Source organism: Rheinheimera sp. D18, assembly GCF_004345025.1.
Classification (GTDB): Bacteria; Pseudomonadota; Gammaproteobacteria; order Enterobacterales; family Alteromonadaceae; genus Alishewanella; species Alishewanella metallidurans.
Map to the genome: position 1 here is coordinate 1,973,910 of NZ_CP037745.1, position 20,058 is coordinate 1,993,967.

A 20,058-nucleotide genomic window follows, 5' to 3' on the forward strand; every position below is an offset into this window, starting at 1 on the left:
AGTGTTACGTATGGTTAGGTGAACACTCATTTACAACCGCAAGCCCAAGATCTATGTATGCAACAATATAACCATAGTGCTTCTTTGATAGTAAACCTTCTTTAAATTTAGCTTTTGCTAGATCGCGGTTCCAAGCATGACCACATGGCGCCTCAGGAACTGATGTATCTAGGTTTACAAGATATTGCTGATTACCATCCAGTTGATGACCTTTATGGACCACACTTTTAGCGCAAAGACTTAACGCATATTCGACAGCAAACTTGTCTACACTGGGAAGGCCAACAAATTCCACATCGCAACCCAGAATACGATTACCAGACTGCTCGGTGTAATAAAGTTTTCCTGTGGTACAGGCTGACATGAAAAATGCGACAGCGAGAACTATTAAAAATCTAAGAATCAAAAAACACTCTTTGTTCACTTAACGCCCAAATTTAGCGCGAAAAACCGCGCAGCGGGTTGACGTCGCAGCCGGCGCTTTTTGCTGGCGATAATATTTGTTTGTTAGTTTTTACAACTTACGATACTGATAACTTACTTTTAAATCAGCACTTTTTCTACCATTAGGATTTATAGTCCGAGCTTTATAAAGATCAGAGACACTGATAACAAGCTCGTTGTCATTAACCCAATGTACCTCAAGCCCTGTTTCTTCAGGACGACCCACAAAGGTAAATAAGTTTTCAGCACGCAGTTTCGGATTGTTACTTTTTACATCAACACTACCAAAAAAGTCTGTAGTCGCCCCACCGCAATCGCCGATGCTTATTTCTGCTACTTGCTCACCATTTGGTGACGAAACCGCATTTACAACGGTATGGTGACAGAGCGTTTGACAACTTTTAAGGATAAGGAATAAAAAACCCCAGCAAACCAATAAAATCCAAAAAGAATAGCCACCAATATTAAACAATATTTTTTTAATTGTAGATTGCATCAACTAACCCTATAAAACTAACGCCGCGCTCTGCAGCAATTTTGTAGCGCAGCGTAAAAATTGTCCGCCAGCAGCGCTTTGTTAGGCATTGTTCTCTCTAACCTGCGCCAAGCAAAGGACTACGTGCACAATTCTATCTGCCGTAGAATAATTAAAAGCACCTACCGGGCTGATTCCATGACATACATCATTTCGCATATTCCAACCGCGTTGGTCAGTAAGTAGCATCCTGAAATAGAACGATGAATCAGTACCAAAACAGTCTTCTACCCTTTCGTCCCTTAGTAAATCGTCAAACGTCCTCAACTGTAGCCCACCCTGCCTATTCTTCCTTAAAGTAGCGCCCCCCATTAACTCCACTAACGTTCGAATAGCTGCCTCTGCCTGGGGAACCAGTATATGTATTGCAGAGATATAATCCTCGGCAAGGTAAGCTTGGATACCAGCATTAACAAGATCCTTTTTAGACTCTTCGAATATAGGTGACTGATATATATATTCGGTCAATTCTTGATCGTCAAATTCGTAAACTTCAGAAGCTTTTCTAAATGAATGCCTGAGAAAAAATGAGTCAATATTCAAATTTTGTGAAAGCTGGTGAATAATATTGCCTTCTAGATCTTCTTCTATACCTCCAATCCTCGCCACAGGTCTTCCCTTGTGATCCTGCAGCGTCTTCGTAAATAAATATGTCAATGGATGATTTTTTGCCAGTTCCAAGACCTGCTGTTCTACTTGACCCTTCTTCGGAATAAATTGCGCTGCAATTCTACTAAGTGTTTTATGAAGCCCACCTTCCGTCATCGAAGCTAGATATGCTTCTAATTTTTCCTTGGGAATCTCCATACTATGAGATAATTCTTGCATACTCTCTACGACACCTGGCCCTACCTCAGATATCTTCTTCGAAACGCGCTCTGCGTTTTCGACCATGTTGAAGCCTATATAAATGTCGTGCACATGTTGGAGCCAAGAAGAGACCTGAATTGGAGCCAAGCCATCACACGCGTCTTCAAAACACTTCCCAACAACTCCAATCACTCGAGTGACATCGTCGTTCATTCCCTTGCTACGATAATAAGTGGCTAAGGGGATAACCGCCGATTCACACACCCATGGTGAATGCCCTTTGGAGACACGTGTTAAACGGGACTCGAGGTCATCCACAAGCTTCTGCTCTTGCGCCTCAGACAAATTCCTATATTTACCTAGAACAAAAAGCTCAAAGCAAAACCCCCAAAGGCCCGCCTTATCATCTTCAGCAATTCTGTCTTCTAGTTTAATCGCGCTTTCAACACATCTTTCTGCCAATTCTCTGTTATTCAGTGCGGTCGCAACTTTGAAAGCCCTAGTGATTTTCGTTATTGCTTCGGTTGGGTGTTCGCAGAGATCGTTATCAGTCACATCAAGAAGTGCATTTAAATAGTCAATAGCAATCCTATAATCAGGCTTTTCGCCCACGGCAGTTTCAGAGAGGTCCCAAACAAGCCCAGCATAGCGAGCTTTCATCAATGGATTATTGGTTTCTTGTGACCGGCTTCTCCAGTGCTCAATAATTTCTTTGGTTACCAATGCAATACTGGGACTTTCATACGCTTTACCGTCATCCCCTACCCAAACCATCATAGGCCCAAAATATGTGCCCCAGCCATTTTGCTTATCCAAATATTCTTCGCAGAATCCAAACGCAATTCTTTCGGCTATGGCCTTTGAGCTTTGATCATTTTCGGTGGCACGATTTATTTTTGACGAAATAGAATGTTCGCTAGTTGCCTCCTTAGAATGATCCAGCTCTTCCATTAATCTTGCTAGCTCTTCATTCATGATAGCTCCTCGTTAAAGTTGCCTAACGCGCGCAGCACGCGCGGCTTTGTAGTGAAGGCGAAGCCGCAACGGAAAAGCCGTCGCCGTGCCTGCGATTGTTAGGCCACATGCTTACATCAAATAGCATGACAGCACCACTAACGAACTCTGTAGTTGGAATCTAGACCAGACGGCCTTTTACGCATTAAGAACAGATCTAAGAATTTATGTTGCTCAATATCCTGATTTTGAAACGTAAACGAAATTAGCTCCTTTTTTTTGTCGTAATTAAGATATCGACACAAGACATTTTCTCGCACTTTTCCAATTCTGCCATCGTATGTCACATCGAGGCTCACAAATGTCTGTGATACATCAATATTTTCTTTCTCATATAAATCCAGAAGACCTTGAGTACCTGAAGGAATATTGCCACCAAATCGCTTGCTATATAACGTTCTTAAATCATCCAAGCCAGCCTTGCCTTCTGTGCGCTCAACACGATTAATAACAAGACCCTCAGGGCTAGGCACAACCTCTTTGAGAAGATCAGCACAAACTTCTTCATCCTTTGGCGTCGATAGTCCACACCCAGATAAAGCAAATGCCACACAGAAAAAAAGTAGAAATCTTCTCATTCGACATCTCCAGATTCGTAAATTGCCTAACGCTTAGCTAAGCGGTGCCCTGCCAAGGGCATCCGGTGTACGGCCGTAGGCCGGGAACGTACTTGAGCGTATTGTTAAGTTACGTCTTTTTGGTAGCTTCCCATTCATCTTTAAGTACCTTCCGACTTAGCTCAAGCAACTTCGTTTTGTTTTCGTCAGATACAAAAGAATCATGATACTGTTTAACAACGATAGATATTAGTTCTACAAGATCCGTATGATCGGACTCACTGGCATTAATATGTAAGCTAATCGAAGCCTCTAGCAACATTAGCTTCTCATAATTTTCGAGATCTCTTTTATTAGCTTTTTCTTTTCTTTCATCATTCCAATGCGTAGACGGGCAATAATTTAGCCTATTAATCGATACAATTGCCAAAATTTCTGAAATTTTATCACGCAAGCTATTTATCCAAGCTTGGCGCATAGGGGCAATAACCTGTCTTTTTGAAATCCTGGCATTTACTATCGGAGCAATAAATAGAGCTAAGAAAGCAATACCTAATGCCCCAATAGAAATAATATCTTTTACCTCCAACTCCAGAAATATGATTTTTTCAGCTTCCAAAATAGTCTCCATGGCGAGGAAAGTAACTTAACGCCGCAATCAACTGCGTAGTAAGCTGGCGCGTCTTTATGCGGTACGCATAAAACGTGACAGTTTACGGAGTCAGATTGGATTGCCTTGTTAGTTTCTGCTATTCGCAATTGCATTTTTTATATATTGAAGCATATCAAATTTCTCCGACCAATCAGCATAATCACTATTTTTGAGATTGCCTTTTACATATTCACCAATAGCAATGGTTTCTGGCGAAATTGTTTCTCCCATAGACCAGCTAATATCCGTCAAAAGAGACAGTGGTTTGAGCAGTATTAGAAAATGTGCCTGGAGGAAATCATTAACTTCTTCAGTTTCATTGAACCACTCTAAATGGGAATGGCTAGATTTTAAAAGTGGATGAATATCTTTATCGGTGTCAAATGTGCCAAAATGAACTCCAACTAATTCAAGCTCATCAGCAGAACCTGTTTGATGTGAGCGTATTCGATAGAATAGTGAATGTGCATTTGATTCGCCTATTTTTACTTTATTTAAAGAAACGCTGCGAACGGCGTATATTACTTTACCCACTTTATTATCTTTAGTCATTTTACCTATCAAGATTTTCAGTGTTCTTTTCGTTTATATGCTGAACCATTGAATTCCAGTCTCTTATTTGTAGGGTATATGAATCTTGATTGAGCTCAGCCTCTACTACTTTATAGTCCAATCCTTGTTCACACATTGAATATATACGCTGCATGATCTCTTGATTCTCTTCCCATGCCAGAACTAAATACTTTGGCTTTACCCTAGAAGGAAGATTGGAATCTTTCAGCTCTAAAAAGGCATCTTTAACCATAACTAACAGCATAAATATACCAAAACATACTGTAAGTATAGATAGCCCTCCAACCCCTAACGTTATTTTATGGGCTATTCGACTGGTGTGTCGATATCCATCATCCAAGTGGTTAGCCAACAATATCCCTAAAATCCCGACAATTATAATCCCTGCTATTGGAAGAATTGCTTTAAAATAATATTTCATGAAACCTCATTCTGATAAGGGAAACTAACGCCCAAAGCAAGCGCGCGGTACGCGTCGCCGTGCCTTTGTTTGTTAGCAGCCTACACCAAAACTTGCGCGGCTTGCCGCACTAGCAAACCTAAACAATGGCAGACTGCTTTTAATTAAAACTAAACCAGTTAACTGCGAAACAGCGAGCCAACCGGAACCTGTAAAACTGTTAAGCGAAGCCAAAAAGAACAACGCTACTGCCACAACCGTTTGCAGCAGACCGACAAACTGGCGAACTTAACCTTTTGGCGCAGCCGCTAAGAAAACGAAACCCGAGCAAGGCCTGAACAAAACTACTGACTAAAATCGTTAAAACCCGAAAACCTGCTAACGCCGCAATAAGCGGACAGAGAAGCTTGGCTATAATTGTGAGCGCAGCGAAACAAGCCAAGCTTTATTGTTCCGTCTTGATTGCTTTGTTATATTTTGCCCATAATAAACCCAAGAATTTTTTCATTGATTCATTGTAATGTGGCGCTTTATTAATAATCTCTTGTTTATCTGTTGCTGACAGGCTATGTAAATAACCATTTCTTAATTGTCTAGCTGATTTTTTGCCAACTAACCCTTTACCACCAGAGAATACAGATTTTAATTCAGAATTATCAAAAGTAAGTGAGAAATATTTTAAGGATGCCGTTAACGCCTGTATTTGAATTTTATCCAGCTCTGGTTTGTTATTATCAGCCCTGTAGTAATTTTGAAGTTTAGTTGCAAGAACCTCACATAATAAGTAAAAACCTATAAATTCACCTACAGCTCCAGCTAAATGAAAATTTGGGTCGAGTGACTGCACATTTTTAAGTGCAGTCAATCTCTTAGAAGAAAGTAGCTCCTTAGTCATAGATAATTACAAATAATCTTTTACGCCAAGCAATAGCTGTTCAACTTGGTATGAAGCAACGGTTACGACTTGTTTTTGATTACCTTCAAACTGAACTTCAAAACCATTTTTGTTTTTTTGTAAAAAAGAAATTGGTAATTCTAAGCCTACATACTCATATAAAGTACAGCCATATTGAGAGCAATTAGTATCAGAACCTATTTTAGTAATATCGTATTTAGCTCCAGTTTCATCGTAAGCCCTGTCAACATGTGCCCATTCACCAAAAACTAACCTTGTGTATAGCTGAACCGTTGGTGTTAAGAGTTTATTTGTCTCAGAGCTTGCCCATGTCCTAAAAAATCTGCCTTTATATTCTGTACCTTTAAATGTAATCGTTTTCTTAAATTTATCACTTTCTAGTTCAAGTGGGCGCATTTCTAATGGTGTTAGATTATTAGCCCCGTATATCAAAATATTATCTGAGAGTGTTAATTTTTCACCGTTTACTCTGGTTAAGTCATCAAAATTAAGATTATCTTTTTTTAACCAGTATGTACTACAACTGGAAGTTACTACCTGAGTAACTTCATTGGGCAAAGTTAATTTATACAAAGTATTATTCTCTAAGCTTAAGTACTCTTTACCTTTATGCAGTATGTCATAGGATGAATATTTATCTTTTTTTTCTGCACTCACGCCTGTTAATTTGAAAGGTTCAGTCTCGATAGCTTTATAATAGTCACCATATTTATATCCTTTACCATCTGGGGAATGAGTAAAGTAACTACTTGTATATAGATCTTTTGATAATTTAAATTCAGGTGAATCAATATTCTCATAGTTACACCCAACAGTATCATTTTTATTAGCTAGCTTTGGCGGCTGGTTACTTGTTGATTGGCACCCTATTAAAGTAATTGAGCTTGCTATCATTAGTGGTAAGATTTTGAATATTTTCATTTAAGTCCCTATTTGAAGTGTAAAAATTTTCTAAGCAAAATATAACGCCTCAATAACCGGCGGCTGTAACGAAGCAAAGCGTAGTGCAAGCCGTCCGGCGCCGAGGGCGCGCAGTTCATTGATTTGTTATGTGTTCTTCAATTGGTCTGGTTAACATCTGCCATATACTAATGCCATAGACGAAAACAATAACTAAGCCAATGACGAGCAACCTTTGGTCCGGAAAGGTAAACCAAGCCGCGACTACCAAGAATGTGCGTAAGATCGCATGAATTATGCCCAGTGGGTGTTGGATTATCCACGACCAAACAACCCAATGCAGACCAAGTCCAATACCCAGGCTCAATGGAACAAATGTTGGGGCATAAAGAAAGAGCGGGATATGAACCGCCCACAGTAAATTAACCATCAGTACACAAATCCCCATCAGCTTTGCTAAAGGGTTATCAGAAGCTAAGAGGCTTTCTCCCCTAAATTTTGCTATTAAAAGAGCTATAGGGAAAATAGCCCCCGACCCGAATAGCAGGACAAGCACACCTATTCGTTCATCAAGCCGCACAGAAAGTAGTGCGATTATAAACCAGACACATGCGCCAGCGATTGGCATCGATACCGATCTTTTTGTGGACGCTTCGAAATCCCTTCTGTACTCTTCTAATGTCATTTCCTTTAATCCTTGTGCGGAGCTGCGCTCACACATAACGCAAAGCACACGGGTGACGACCGCGCAGCGGTTGGCATCCCAGCGGCCGCAGGCCGCGAGTGATGCGCCTTGTTAGCAGCTTAAATTAAAACCCGCGCGGCTTGCCGCACTAGCAAACCTAAACAATGGCAGACTGCTTTTAATTAAAACTAAGCCAGTTAACTGCGAAACAACGCGCCAACTGGAACCTGTAAAACTGTTTAAACGAAGCCTCAAAGAACAACGCCATTGTGCCAACAAAGATTGCACCAAACCAACAAACTAGCGTACTTTAATGGCTTGGTTTTGCTGCTATAGAAAACTAAACACGAGCAATGCCAAAATAAAACTACAAACTAAAACCGTTAAAACCCGAAAACCTGCTAACGCCCAAAGCAAGCGCGCGGTACGCGTCGCCGTGCCTTTGTTTGTTAGCAGCCTACACCAAACTTGCGCGGCTTGCCGCACTGGCAAACCTAAACAACGGCAGACTGCTTTTAATTAAAACTAAACCAGTAAGCTGCGAAACGGTGCGCCAACTGGAACCTGTAAAACAATTTAAGCGAAGTCACAAAGAACAACGCCGCTGTGCCAACAAAGATTGCACCAAACCAACAAACTGGCGCACGTTAACTTTTGGCGCTGCCGCTAAGAAAACTAAACACGAGCAAAGCCAAAATAAAACTACAAACTAAAACCGTTAAAACCCGAAAACCTGCTAACGCCGGAGTTAAGCCGCCGCGCGTAGCGCGGTCGGCTTGAACGAATTGTTAGACATCATTTACCAACTGACTTGATGATCTCGCCTTTCACAAAGCGAATAAATTCTTCCAAGTGATCTGCGCGTGAGGCCAAGTGATCTTCTTTTTGTCCCAGATAAGCTTGCTTAGCTTCAAGTAAGACGGGCTGATACTGGGCAGGTAGGCGTTTTATTGCCCAGTCGGCAGCGACATCCTTCGGCGCGATTTTGCCGGTTATTGCGCTGTACCAAATGCGGGACAACGTAAGCACTACATTTCGCTCATCGCCGGCCCAGTCGGGCTGCGAGTTCCATAGCTTCAAGGTTTCCCTCAGCGCCTCGAATAGATCCTGTTCAGGAACCGGGTCAAAGAATTCCTCCGCTGCCGGACCTACCAAGGCAACGCTATGTTCTCTTGCTTTTGTAAGCAGGATAGCTAGATCAATGTCGATCATGGCTGGCTCGAAGATACCCGCAAGAATGTCATTGCGCTGCCATTCTCCAAATTGCAGCTCGCGCTTAGCCGGATAACGCCACGGGATGATGTCGTCATGCACGACAAGGGTGACTTCTATAGCGCGGAGCGTCTCGCTCTCGCCAGGGAAAGCCGAAGCCTCCATAAGGTCATTGAGCAATGCTCGCCGCGTCGTTTCATCAAGCTTTACGGCCACAGTAACCAACAAATCAATATCGCTGTATGGCTTCAGGCCGCCATCCACTGCGGAGCCGTACAAATGCACGGCCAGCAACGTTGATTCCAGATGGCGCTCAATGACGCTTAGCACCTCTGATAGTTGGTTCGAAATTTCGATGGTCACCGCTACCCTCATGATGTCTAACGCTTATTGGGCGGAAACATCCGTATTTAAACACGGACTTTTCCGCTTTTGTAAATTTAGTGTTCACGACATTACAATGATTTTATATTGGGCACAATAGGTTATAGGAACAACTGAATTTTATGTGGTGGCAAATACGGAAATGTCGGTCTAACAACGCTAATTACGCATTTATAAGCGCATGTATGAAATCACAGCTCTTAGCGATAAAATAAAATATTGAATCACCGCTTTTAATAAAAACGGTGATTCAACTATTGGCGGGGGTTTAATTTACACTACTTTTGAATAGCGCTGCTGGCCTTGGCTTAAATATGCGTCGAAGCAGGCACAAATGCTGCGTACCCATAAGCGCCCGGCGTCACTTACGTTAATGCCTTGGGCATTTACTTCAACTAAGCCGTCTTCAATAAAGGGTTCTAGCCGGGTTAAGGCGTCAGCGAAATATTGCCAAAAATCAGGCAACTGCCATTGCTTGCTAAAAGTAGCGGTATCTAACTTAAAGTGACAAATTAGCTGGCTAATTAATGCCGCTCGTAGCTTATCGTCGGCATTTAAACTAAAGCCGCGATCTATAGGTATGTCGCCCTGCGCTATCGCTTGGTAATATTCTGGTAGCTCTTTGGTATTTTGCCACAGTACGCCCTTAACTTGGCTAATGCTGGATACACCCAAACCAATTAGTGCATCTTGTCCGGCGGTGGTGTAACCCTGAAAATTACGTTGTAACTTACCGGCTTGTTGCGCTTTGGCTAAGGCGTCAGAGGGTTTGGCAAAGTGGTCCATGCCGATAAACTGATAACCCGCATCAACAAAAGCAGCGATGCCCATGCTTTGCAATTGCAACTTAATATCGGGCGTGGGTAAGCTGTCGTTGTCGAGTTTGCGCTGGGCTGGGAAACGCTCTGGCAAGTGCGCATAGCTAAATAGCGAGATACGATCTGGGCTTAAGCGCACAATTTCATCTAAGGTTTGCTGAAAACTTTCCGGATGTTGAAATGGCAAGCCGTAAATTAAATCTAAGTTTATTGAGCTAAAGCCTAGCTGGCGACATAGTTGTACTTGATGGCGAATTAAATCGGTGTCTTGTACCCGATTAATCGCAATTTGTACTTTTTCATCTAAATCTTGCACACCAAAACTAACGCGATTAAAGCCTAAGTAACGTAAATGGCCTAACTTGGCATCGCTACAGGTGCGGGGGTCAATTTCAATACTAATTTCAGCATCAGCGTTAATACTAAAGTGTTTATGCAACAACGCCATTAATTGGCTAAGCTGCACTTCAGTTAAAAAGGTTGGCGTGCCACCACCTAAATGCAATTGATTAATGCGCTTATTAACTAATAAGGGCGCATATAAGGCCATTTCTTGTGCCAGTGCCGTTAAATAGGTATCAGCTTTGTCTTGGTGGCGAGTAATAACTTTATTGCAGCCACAGTAGTAACATAGCTTTTGGCAAAACGGGATATGGATATATAGGCTTAGCTCGTCGGCGCTTTCGCCAATGGCGCGAGTAATTAATGTGCGGTCAAACTCGGTGCTTAATGCCAGCGCAGTAGGGTACGAGGTGTAACGTGGGCCATTAATATTGTACTTACTGATTAACTTTGCATCCCACTGTATTGCGCTCATATTTACCTCTGTTATTTAGTACGCTTGGCTATTAAGCGCCGTTATTATAGTGGTGCCCGTGGTGCTAAACTTTGATCTGCCGCAGCTGTAACTACTTCGCGTTGTTGTTGCACCAGCCAATTTAAACAAGCGGGTAATGGTTTTGGCAAACGCGCAATACCAATGCTATCTAGCAAGTTTTTGCAATACAAACCCAACTCGGTGTCACCTAGCATTAATAAGCGGCGGCGAAAAAACAGCGTATCAGGGTCAACGCTATTGTTAATCATTGCCAAGAAATCTGCCGAGCTAGCACGTATTAGCAAATCTTGCTGCGGGCTTTGCATATCAACCTTAAGCTGCTTGCCTTGTAACTGTATGGCAAAGCTTAACTGATAGTCGCTTACCTCGATTACTACCGTTTTACCGGTTAAAAATGCCAGCTCGCCGGTTTTACATTCTGGGCGAAAAAAGCTGTTCAGCGCCAAGGATAACAGGCTGGCTTGCAGCGGTTTGGGTGCATAGCGGTTAAGTTGTTGCATCAAAGTGGGTATACCCGCTACCAAATTATGGTTAACTCTTTTTATATCAATCATATAGGCTTACTCCGGCGATATAGCACCCTATAATAAAACCACAGTTAACCCCGCCTGCGCTATAACCTGTCAGAGGTAGCAAGGTGGCAGCAACCTCAGGAACACTATGGAACTGTTATGTCCGGCCGGAAGCATGCCAGCCTTAATCGCCGCAATTGAAAACGGTGCCGACGCGGTGTATGTGGGTTTAAAAGACGATACTAATGCTCGCCATTTTGCCGGCTTAAATTTTGATCAAGGCAAATTAGAACAGGCGGTGCGTTATGTGCACCAGCATGGCAAAAAAATACATGTCGCTATTAATACTTTTGCCCACCCCGATAACTGGCAGCGCTGGCAACATGCGGTAGATAGCGCGGTTGCCGCCGGTGTTGACGTGCTTATTATTGCCGACATGGCCGTATTGGCCTACGCCGCCGAACGATACCCTTATGTAGAACGGCATTTATCGGTGCAAGCGTCGGCCACCAATGCCGCTGCTATTGAGTTTTATCGCCAGTTTGGCGTTAGCCGCGTGGTGCTACCGCGGGTGTTATCGTTACAACAAGTGCGCGCTTTGGCCCGTAGCTGCGATGTCGATTTAGAAGTATTTGCCTTTGGTAGCTTATGCATTATGGCCGAAGGCCGTTGTTATTTAAGCTCGTATATGACCGGTGAATCACCCAATACTGCGGGTGCCTGTTCGCCCGCTGCTTTTGTGCGCTGGGACGAGCAAGATGGCCATTTAGAGTCACGTTTAAACGGCATTTTAATTGACCGTTTTGCGCCATATGAAACTGCAGGTTACCCTACGTTGTGCAAAGGCCGTTTTACGGTCGGCGAAGACACCTATCACGCGCTGGAAGAACCTACCAGCTTGAATACCCTAGATATTTTGCCGCAATTACACGCCGAGGGCATTAAGTCGTTAAAAATAGAAGGCCGGCAGCGCAGCCCGGCTTATGTCGCGCAAATTACTCAAGTATGGCGCGCCGCCATTGATGCGGTAATGAAAGATCCTGAGCATTTCGCGGTGCAAAACCATTGGCAGCAAACCTTAGCCGGTTTATCTGAAGGCAGCCAAACTACCCTTGGCGCTTATCATCGAAAATGGAAATAACGCTATGAAATTCTCATTAGGGCCGGTGCAATATTTTTGGCCTAAAGCGCAAATGCAGCAATTTTATCAAGATGCCGCCGATAGCAGTGTAGATATTGTTTACCTAGGCGAAACCGTATGCAGCAAACGGCGTGAATTAAAATTTGAAGACTATATGGCCATAGGCCATATGTTACGTGACGCTGGCAAGCAAGTGTGCTTATCGTCGATGACCTTGTACGAAGCACCGAATGAGCTGCGCGAGCTGCGTAAATATATCGACAATGGTGAGTTTTCAGTTGAAGCCAATGACGTTGGCGCAATTGCTATGTTGCAAGAAAAAGCCTTGCCGTTTGTCGCAGGTGCGGCCATTAACTGTTATAACCAGCATAGCCTGCGCCGCTTAGTTGGCATGGGCTTAACCCGCTGGGTAATGCCGGTAGAGTTATCGCAACATTGGTTAGATACGCTATTAAGCCAAAGTGTTATTCAAGATATTCGCGATTGCTTTGAAACCGAAGTATTGGCCTTTGGCCATTTGCCGTTAGCATGGAGCGGCCGTTGCTTTACTGCACGTTCAGAAAACCGCGCCAAAGATCAATGTGAGCTGTGCTGCATTAAATACCCACAAGGGCGCGAAGTGGCTAGCCAAGATGGGACCTCGGTATTTGTGTTAAACGGCATTCAAACCCAGTCTGGTTACTGTTATAACCTTATAAACCAATTACCTACTATGCAGGGCATGGTAGATGTAGTACGGTTAAGCCCACAAGTAACAGGCACCTTTGCTTGGTTAGAGAAATTTAAAGCCAATCTTAACGGTAACGCCCCCCAAGCACTTTCAAAAACCGATAGCAATGGCTATTGGCTTAGCTTAGCCGGCATGGCCAGTGGTTAATTTTCAGGATAAATAATGACTCAACATAGTACTAAAATTGGCATAGTCACGGTAAGTGACCGTGCTAGCGCGGGCGAGTATCAAGACTTATCGGGCCAAGCAATTATCGACACCTTAAACGACTATTTAACCAGTGAATGGCAGGCGGAATATCGGCTTATTCCGGATGAGCGTGAGCTAATAGAACAAACCCTAATAGAACTGGCTGATGAGTCTGGTTGCTGTTTAATTGTTACCACCGGTGGCACTGGGCCATCAAAGCGTGACGTTACCCCAGAAGCTACCGAAGCGGTGTGTGATCGCCTAATGCCAGGTTTTGGCGAGCTAATGCGTACTGAGTCATTAAAGTATGTGCCAACGGCCATTTTATCACGGCAAACGGCGGGCCTACGTGGCAGCTGCTTAATGATTAACTTACCGGGTAAGCCCAAGGCAATTCGCCAATGCTTAGATGCGGTGTTCCCTGCGGTGCCTTATTGCATTGATTTAATGGATGGGCCCTATTTAACCTGCAACGAGCAAGTAATAAAACCATTTCGGCCGAAAAGCTAATTAGCCCTATTAGCGTCTAATTAAAAATAGAGATATTAACGGCGAATTAAAAATAGCCATACCAATAACAGCAAGGTTACAAACCAAAAGCCTGATAATAGTTGCCAAAACAATAGCGGGTTAGCTTTGCGTTCTTGCTTTACCTCTTCGTGCAAAAATGCGGGGTTTGGCTGCTGCAAGTCACGCAGTAAGCTAGTAATACTTTGATAGCGTTCAGCGAGATCTAGGCTTACACCTTTTTGTAACGCACGGTCAAACCAGGTTGGTATAACGGGGTTAAATTGGCTAGCACTTAGGTAGCGTAATTTGTCGTAATCGCGTGCAGTGCGACACTGCTCTACCTTATCGCCATAGGGTAAATATCCACCGCTAAATAGCTCATAGGTAATGGTGGCTAAAGCGTAAATATCGCCCTGAACACCCGAGTTGTGGCCTAATAAATAATGTGGATCAGAATATACCGCTGTGCCTAAGGCAGCGTCTTGCTGCAGTGGGCTGTATATTTCGGCTAGCCCCGCCACATATACCGAGCCAAAATCGACAATTTTTAAACTGCCATCGGCTAGATAAATAATATTACCCGGTTTTAAATCTTGATGTACCGCGCCCATCCGATGAAAAGCTTTTAAGCCTTCGGCTATCTGTTTTACCAGCTTTATTGCCTGTGACGGTTTTAACGGTTTGGCTTGCAACTCTAGCCACTGCTCAAGATCTTGGCCGTTTAAATGCTCCATTAAATAATATAAAAACGTGCGTGGCCGACATTGGCGAATAACCTTAACCACGTATGGGCTTTGAATGCGCAGGCCAATCCATTCTTCGCGAATAAAACGGTCAATATATAAGGCATCATCGTCGTAGTTTATCGACGGGCATTTCAGCACGTACTCTTTGCCATCAAGTTCATCTGCAACCAAATACAAATGGCTGCGGCTACTGGCAAATAAGGTTTTTATTACTTTATAGCCATCCAGTTTCATGCCAGGGTTTAATGCTGGAGGAAAGGGTAAACGGGTTAGGGTTTGGTTTAAATCATCAAAGCTTTGTTCGGGTATGGCTTCTACGTTTATCACTATGGCACTTAAGTTATCATCGCTGCGATTTGTTTTAGCCAAGGCGAGCAAGCTATCGCAGCACTGCTTGGCATCACTAATTTGCGATAATTGCTGCTGTAAAACACTATCGTTAATAAAGTCGCTGATACCGTCAGAGCATAGTAAAAACCGATCGCCGGCTTGAATGCTAATGCTGCCCTGCTGCGCTTTTACTTGCGCATCCATACCTAGCGCGCGGCCTAAAAACTGGCGCTGTTCAGACAATACCGTGGTGTGATCTTCTGATAACTGCTTTAAAACGCCAGTACGCCAATGGTATAGCCGACTGTCGCCGATATGAAAAAAGTGCGCGGTTTGTGATTTCAACACTAGCGCAGTAAAGGTAGTAAGAAAGCCTTTTTGTTGCTGACTAAAACTATGACTTAGCTCGTATAATTCATTATTAATGGTCGCCAGTAGCTGCTCGGCACTGTAAGTTACCGACCAGCTATCAGGCGTTTGCATATACTCTTGGCAAAAACGCTGCACTGCCGTTTTACTGGCTTGTTGCCCCGCCTCTGCAGTACTAACCCCGTCGGCGACCACAAAACAGGCGCCCTTAAAGGTAAGCAAGTGGGTATCGTCAGGCACATTACAGGCAACCGCATCTTCATTTATCGGCTTGATACCTGCGTTAGTGCCGCTGGCTAGGCTTAGTTTAAGCTGTTGCATACCCACCTTTATTGTTGCTGTTAAAACGGTTATTTATTCCACACTGATTTAGCCTACACTAATACGGTGCACTGTGCCGTCTTCACCAACTTCAGTAATATGACCTTTGGGGTCGTCTAAAAACATTACCGCAAATAGCCCTACCAGTGCTGAAGCTGCAATAACATAGAAAAAGTTACTGTAGCTCACGTAACTTAACACCGTTAAATAAATTACCGCACCAACGTTACCATAAGCACCGGCCATACCAGCAATTTGGCCGGTCATGCTGCGTTTAATCAGTGGCACTATAGCAAATACCGCGCCTTCACCGGCTTGCACAAAGAAGCTACAAGCCATAGTGGCAAATACCGCTAGTGGGATCCACCAATGGCTGTCCATTAAACCCATTACAAAATAGCCCGATGCCAAACCAGCAATTAAAATTAACATACTTTTGCGGCGGCCAAATTTGTCAGAAAACCAGCCGCCCATCGGCCGTGAGACTAAATTCATAAAGGCAAAGCCTGATGCCAACAAACCCGCTTCAATTGCGGTTAAGCCTTCAAAAGTTTCTAAGAAATACAGCGGTAACATTGACACTACCGCTAGCTCAGAGCCAAAGGTAGCAAAATAGGCCACGTTAAGTATGGCGACCTGTTTAAAGCTGTATTTATCGGCCTCGGGTACGCCAGCACGCAAATTCTCGGCGTTAATACGCCATGCTTGTTGCGTTTGTACCAGTAACAAAAAGGCTAACACCGCCCATAATGCATACATCATATTAGTGGAAAATAAATTTACGCCGGCTGGTGATAAGCGCCATGCCAACATACCCAGTGCCAAGTGCATAGGAATATTCATTAGCATAAGCAAATACAGATCGCGCCAGCTGGTTACCACCATAGCGCCAGTTTTTTTCGGTTTAAAATACACCGAGCCTTTTGGCGTATTGCGGGCAAAATAGTAGAAAACTAAGGCGTAAACGGCACTGATCACACCAACAGACGCAATAGCATAGCGCCAGCCATCGGCACCACCAAAGGTTAGCGCTAATGCAGGTAGTGTCATCGCAGCAGCGGCCGAACCAAAGTTACCCCAGCCACCATAGATACCTTCCGCCGTACCTACTTGATGATGCGGAAACCACTCGCCCACTAAGCGAATGCCGATAACAAAACCTGCACCGACAAAGCCAAGTAAAAAACGGAACATCGCAAGTGCTGTATAAGTTTGCGCAAAGGCAAAACCAATACACAGCAGCGCTGAAATAAACAGCACTACGGTATAAATAATACGCGGACCGTAACGGTCAACCAGCATACCCACCACAATACGCGCCGGAATGGTCATCGCTACGTTTAAAATAAGTAAGGCTTTAATTTGCGCATCGGTTAAGGCTAGCGCTTCTTTAATATGAATAAGTAAAGGCGCATGGGCAAACCAGATAACAAAGGTTAAAAAGAATGCAAACCAAGTAAGGTGTAACATTTTGATTTTTTGCTCGGCAAAGTTCAGCAGCTTTATGCCACCGTTATCTTGCCCAGAAGCTGCAGTGCCCATAATATCCTCCTACGGATACCTAAATAAACTTTAGCAAGTGTAAAGACTAAATAAGCCGAAATCATTGATGCAAAACAAAGCCACAACATCACTTTTATTAATAAAAATAGGCAGATACCACTAATTTGGTAAGCAATAACCTAACGTACAGCCACAGTTAATCGCCAGCCGCTACCCACAAAGTGATAGTTAAAAACACTGACGTTTAGTAAATTGCGCGTTAGAGGTACACCCTTAGAAGCTGCTGCGCTACTGCGTTTAGGCGTTAGAATAAAACCACTTACACTGTAGGAGCCAACTATGCTTCTTTCTGCACCGGCCAATACTCTGCCCCAAGCCACGCTTAACGGTGCGCGGCGTGCATTGCTTATGGCAACTTTGGCGTTTGCAGCCTGCTTTTCGGTTTGGACGTTATACGCAGTAATGGGCTTAACACTGCGTCAGCAATTGGCACTATCGGCAACGGAGTACGGCATTTTATTAGCCACACCGATATTAAGTGGCGCGCTGTTTCGCATTCCGCTGGGGCTAATGGCCGACCGCTACCGCGCACGAAACTTATGGGGCTATTTAATGCTCGCCGTATTACCGGCTTTAGCATTGCTGCCACAAATTAGCAGTTACAGCGGCTATTTATGCTTGGGTTTATGGTTTGGTATTAGCGGCGGCGCGTTTACGCTGGGTATACGCTATGTCTCAGACTGGTTTAGTTCAGACCGGCAAGGCTTAGCACTGGGGTTATTTGGTGTGGGTAATGCCGGTGTAGCACTTACCTTTATTTTAGTTCCATTAATACAACATTATGCTGGCTGGAACTGGATTGGCCCCATATACGCAGCAGGTTTAGCTTTTATTGCACTACTGTTTTTCGTACTAGCGCCAACCTTACCCCTAGCCTATCGCGCCACAACCGCACAGCCTAACGCTTCGGCATTAAACTTAAAGCAATTAGTTAGCGATGCTAGAATTTGGCGTTTTGGCCTGTATTATTACTTTGTATTTGGTAGTTTTTTAGCCCTACTGTTGTGGCTACCGCAGTATTATATGCAGGCGTATCAAATGACTGAGCCGCAAGCAATGGCATTTACGCTGTTTTTTGTTGCTACCTCCAGTATGATACGCGCACTGGGTGGCTGGTTTGCCGATCGCTACGGTGGCCGTGCGGTAAACTGGGGCGTATTCTGGGTATGCATTGTCTGTTTGTTTTTCTTGAGTTATCCCCCCACTACTTTAGTGATCCACGGTGTAGAAAAGGACGTGCAACTCGAAATTTCCATGAATGTCTGGTGGTTTACGCTACTTATTTTTATTATTGGCGTAGCCCAAGGGCTGGGCCGAGCTAGTGTGTATAAAGTACTGCACGATTATTATCCGCGCCATATGGGCGCTGCTGGCGGCTTTGTCGGTGCCATTGGTGCACTAGGTGGCTGCACGCTGCCAATATTATTTGGTATGGCACAAGATATTCTCGGTATTGTTACCGGCTGCTTTATGATTTTGTATGGCGTGTTAGCGCTGTGCATGATTACCATGTTTTTTGCTAATCAGGCTGCGCGCTATCAATATAAGCTACACCGCGCTCGCGAACATAATTTTTTACTGGACGAGGATGACTAATGCAAATCACCGATCTCGCCACTGAGCAAAAGCTAACACCGCTGCTGCGTCAGGCGTTTAGACCCATGTTTTTATTTGGCGCAGCTTTTAGCGCCATTGCTATATTACTTTGGGTATTAGCGCTCACTGGCAATATTCAGTTAACGCCATTTCGTGACGTAATGTTTTGGCATAGCCATGAAATGATCTTTGGCTTTGTTAGCGCCATCATCGTAGGCTTTTTACTTACAGCGGTGCAAAACTGGAGTGGCCTGCGCGCCACTCACGGTAAAACACTCTTCGTTATTGTTGCACTGTGGTTTAGCGCTAGGTTGTTGCTGTTATTTGGCGCCGGCTTACCACTATGGTTAGTGGCTGGCGTTGACCTACTATTTTTACCGTTATCCGCCGTTTTACTCGCGATACCGCTAGTTAAAACTGGGCAAAAACGTAACCTGTTTTTTATACCGGTATTATTACTAATCACCGCATGTAACGCGTTAATGTATATCGGCGTGGCGTACAACCGTTATGACATTCAGCAACTGGGCAGCCAAAACGCGGTGTGGTTAATTACCTTGTTAATGGCAATTGTCGGTGGCCGTGTGCTGCCAATGTTTACCGCTAATGGCACACAAACGAAAAAAGCGAAAGCCATAATTTGGGTAGACCGCATTGCACTAACTTCGTTATGGCTTATTTTTGCGCTGCACTTTTTAAACATAGCGACACGCTTACCTAGTTTGGCAATCAGTATCTTGTTTGCTATTAGTGCCATTTTTACTGCGATACGCTGTTTTCGCTGGAAATTTTGGCTCACCGTTAAGGTGCCATTACTATGGTCGTTACATATTGCCTATTGGTGTATTCCGATTGGCTTAGCCTTATACAGCGCACGTTATGCTGGTGTTAATATTAGCAATAGCATAGCGCTACACACACTGACTGCCGGCGCTATGGGTTCAATGATTCTGTCGATGATGGCGCGGGTATCATTAGGCCACAGTGGCCGAGTATTAAAACCTAAAGCTATTATGTCGCTGGCGTTTATCTTAGTTATTATTGCCGCCATTAGCCGCACCGTGCTGATTGGCTTTTGGCCAGAGCAAACCATGCAATGGTTATGGTTAGCGGCTATTGGCTGGGTAACCGCCTATACCTTGTATGTGATAGTGTATTTTCCAGTGCTGACGACACCAAGACCCGATGGTCGTCCGGGTTAAGCCGACAAGACAAAACGCAGTAGCTTACCTATGAAGAGGTAAACACTACTGCGCTTTGATTTATATCAAGCCGCTAGCCTGTAGCGGCTTTACACTGAAATTCATCGTTAT

At 43.9% G+C, this 20,058-nt stretch carries 19 protein-coding genes and 1 pseudogene; 5 read left to right on the forward strand and 15 right to left on the reverse strand.

Annotation, left to right across the window (positions count from 1 at the left end):
- Window positions 1-4 precede the first annotated feature (4 nt).
- The 13 genes and pseudogenes from E0Z06_RS09310 to E0Z06_RS09370 form a co-directional block, all read right to left on the reverse strand.
- Window positions 5-406, reverse strand: a complete 402-nt coding sequence (locus tag E0Z06_RS09310) for a hypothetical protein (protein WP_132584018.1) — start codon at window positions 404-406, stop codon at window positions 5-7.
- A gap of 108 nt (window positions 407-514) precedes the next feature.
- Window positions 515-940: a hypothetical protein gene (locus E0Z06_RS09315; protein WP_132584020.1), complete on the reverse strand. Its 426-nt coding sequence runs from the start codon at window positions 938-940 to the stop codon at window positions 515-517.
- Window positions 941-1,021: 81 nt separating this feature from the next.
- On the reverse strand, window positions 1,022-2,764 hold the full coding sequence (locus tag E0Z06_RS09320; RefSeq protein WP_132584022.1) for a DUF4209 domain-containing protein: 1,743 nt from the start codon (window positions 2,762-2,764) through the stop codon (window positions 1,022-1,024).
- A gap of 137 nt (window positions 2,765-2,901) precedes the next feature.
- On the reverse strand, window positions 2,902-3,381 hold the full coding sequence (locus E0Z06_RS09325; protein WP_132584024.1) for a hypothetical protein: 480 nt from the start codon (window positions 3,379-3,381) through the stop codon (window positions 2,902-2,904).
- Between the two features lie 109 nt (window positions 3,382-3,490).
- A complete protein-coding gene (locus E0Z06_RS09330) occupies window positions 3,491-3,979 on the reverse strand; it encodes a hypothetical protein (protein WP_132584026.1) in 489 nt (162 codons plus the stop codon).
- Window positions 3,980-4,099: 120 nt separating this feature from the next.
- A complete protein-coding gene (locus E0Z06_RS09335) occupies window positions 4,100-4,564 on the reverse strand; it encodes a hypothetical protein (RefSeq protein ID WP_132584028.1) in 465 nt (154 codons plus the stop codon).
- 1 nt (window position 4,565) lies between these two features.
- Window positions 4,566-5,006: a hypothetical protein gene (locus tag E0Z06_RS09340; protein ID WP_132584030.1), complete on the reverse strand. Its 441-nt coding sequence runs from the start codon at window positions 5,004-5,006 to the stop codon at window positions 4,566-4,568.
- Window positions 5,007-5,430: 424 nt separating this feature from the next.
- Window positions 5,431-5,880, reverse strand: a complete 450-nt coding sequence (locus tag E0Z06_RS09345) for a hypothetical protein (RefSeq protein ID WP_132584032.1) — start codon at window positions 5,878-5,880, stop codon at window positions 5,431-5,433.
- 6 nt (window positions 5,881-5,886) lie between these two features.
- Complete coding sequence (locus E0Z06_RS09350) at window positions 5,887-6,822, reverse strand: hypothetical protein (RefSeq protein WP_132584034.1); 936 nt, start codon at window positions 6,820-6,822, stop codon at window positions 5,887-5,889.
- Between the two features lie 115 nt (window positions 6,823-6,937).
- Complete coding sequence (locus tag E0Z06_RS09355; protein WP_132584036.1) at window positions 6,938-7,486, reverse strand: hypothetical protein; 549 nt, start codon at window positions 7,484-7,486, stop codon at window positions 6,938-6,940.
- Window positions 7,487-8,234: 748 nt separating this feature from the next.
- Window positions 8,235-9,073 (reverse strand): annotated as a pseudogene (locus E0Z06_RS09360) (AadA family aminoglycoside 3''-O-nucleotidyltransferase).
- Window positions 9,074-9,355: 282 nt separating this feature from the next.
- A complete protein-coding gene (gene hemN, locus E0Z06_RS09365; RefSeq protein ID WP_132584038.1) occupies window positions 9,356-10,717 on the reverse strand; it encodes an oxygen-independent coproporphyrinogen III oxidase in 1,362 nt (453 codons plus the stop codon).
- 44 nt (window positions 10,718-10,761) lie between these two features.
- A complete protein-coding gene (locus E0Z06_RS09370; RefSeq protein ID WP_132584040.1) occupies window positions 10,762-11,292 on the reverse strand; it encodes an SCP2 sterol-binding domain-containing protein in 531 nt (176 codons plus the stop codon).
- 106 nt (window positions 11,293-11,398) lie between these two features.
- Between E0Z06_RS09370 and E0Z06_RS09375 the strand changes: the two genes are divergently transcribed.
- The 3 genes from E0Z06_RS09375 to mog are packed head-to-tail and all read left to right on the forward strand — an operon-like array spanning window position 11,399 to window position 13,820.
- Window positions 11,399-12,391 carry a peptidase U32 family protein gene (locus E0Z06_RS09375; protein ID WP_132584042.1) on the forward strand — a complete coding sequence of 331 codons (993 nt, stop codon included), beginning with the start codon at window positions 11,399-11,401 and terminating at the stop codon, window positions 12,389-12,391.
- Between the two features lie 4 nt (window positions 12,392-12,395).
- Entirely contained in the window at window positions 12,396-13,268 is an 873-nt protein-coding gene (locus E0Z06_RS09380) for a U32 family peptidase (protein ID WP_132584044.1), read from the forward strand.
- A 15-nt stretch (window positions 13,269-13,283) separates the two neighbouring features.
- The gene (gene mog / locus E0Z06_RS09385; protein ID WP_132584046.1) at window positions 13,284-13,820 is read left to right on the forward strand and encodes a molybdopterin adenylyltransferase; all 537 of its coding nucleotides are present in this window, start codon (window positions 13,284-13,286) and stop codon (window positions 13,818-13,820) included.
- Between the two features lie 35 nt (window positions 13,821-13,855).
- On the opposite strand, the gene E0Z06_RS09390 is transcribed toward mog, so the two are convergent.
- A complete protein-coding gene (locus E0Z06_RS09390; protein ID WP_132584048.1) occupies window positions 13,856-15,586 on the reverse strand; it encodes a bifunctional protein-serine/threonine kinase/phosphatase in 1,731 nt (576 codons plus the stop codon).
- Window positions 15,587-15,634: 48 nt separating this feature from the next.
- The gene (locus E0Z06_RS09395; RefSeq protein WP_132584050.1) at window positions 15,635-17,128 is read right to left on the reverse strand and encodes a NarK family nitrate/nitrite MFS transporter; all 1,494 of its coding nucleotides are present in this window, start codon (window positions 17,126-17,128) and stop codon (window positions 15,635-15,637) included.
- Window positions 17,129-17,428: 300 nt separating this feature from the next.
- On the opposite strand from E0Z06_RS09395, the gene E0Z06_RS09400 reads away from it, so the two are divergent.
- A complete protein-coding gene (locus E0Z06_RS09400) occupies window positions 17,429-18,745 on the forward strand; it encodes an MFS transporter (RefSeq protein WP_132584052.1) in 1,317 nt (438 codons plus the stop codon).
- On the forward strand, window positions 18,745-19,947 hold the full coding sequence (locus tag E0Z06_RS09405; protein WP_132584054.1) for an NnrS family protein: 1,203 nt from the start codon (window positions 18,745-18,747) through the stop codon (window positions 19,945-19,947). Before E0Z06_RS09400 ends, E0Z06_RS09405 begins: the two co-directional genes overlap by 1 nt.
- The last annotated feature ends 111 nt before the right edge of the window (window positions 19,948-20,058 follow it).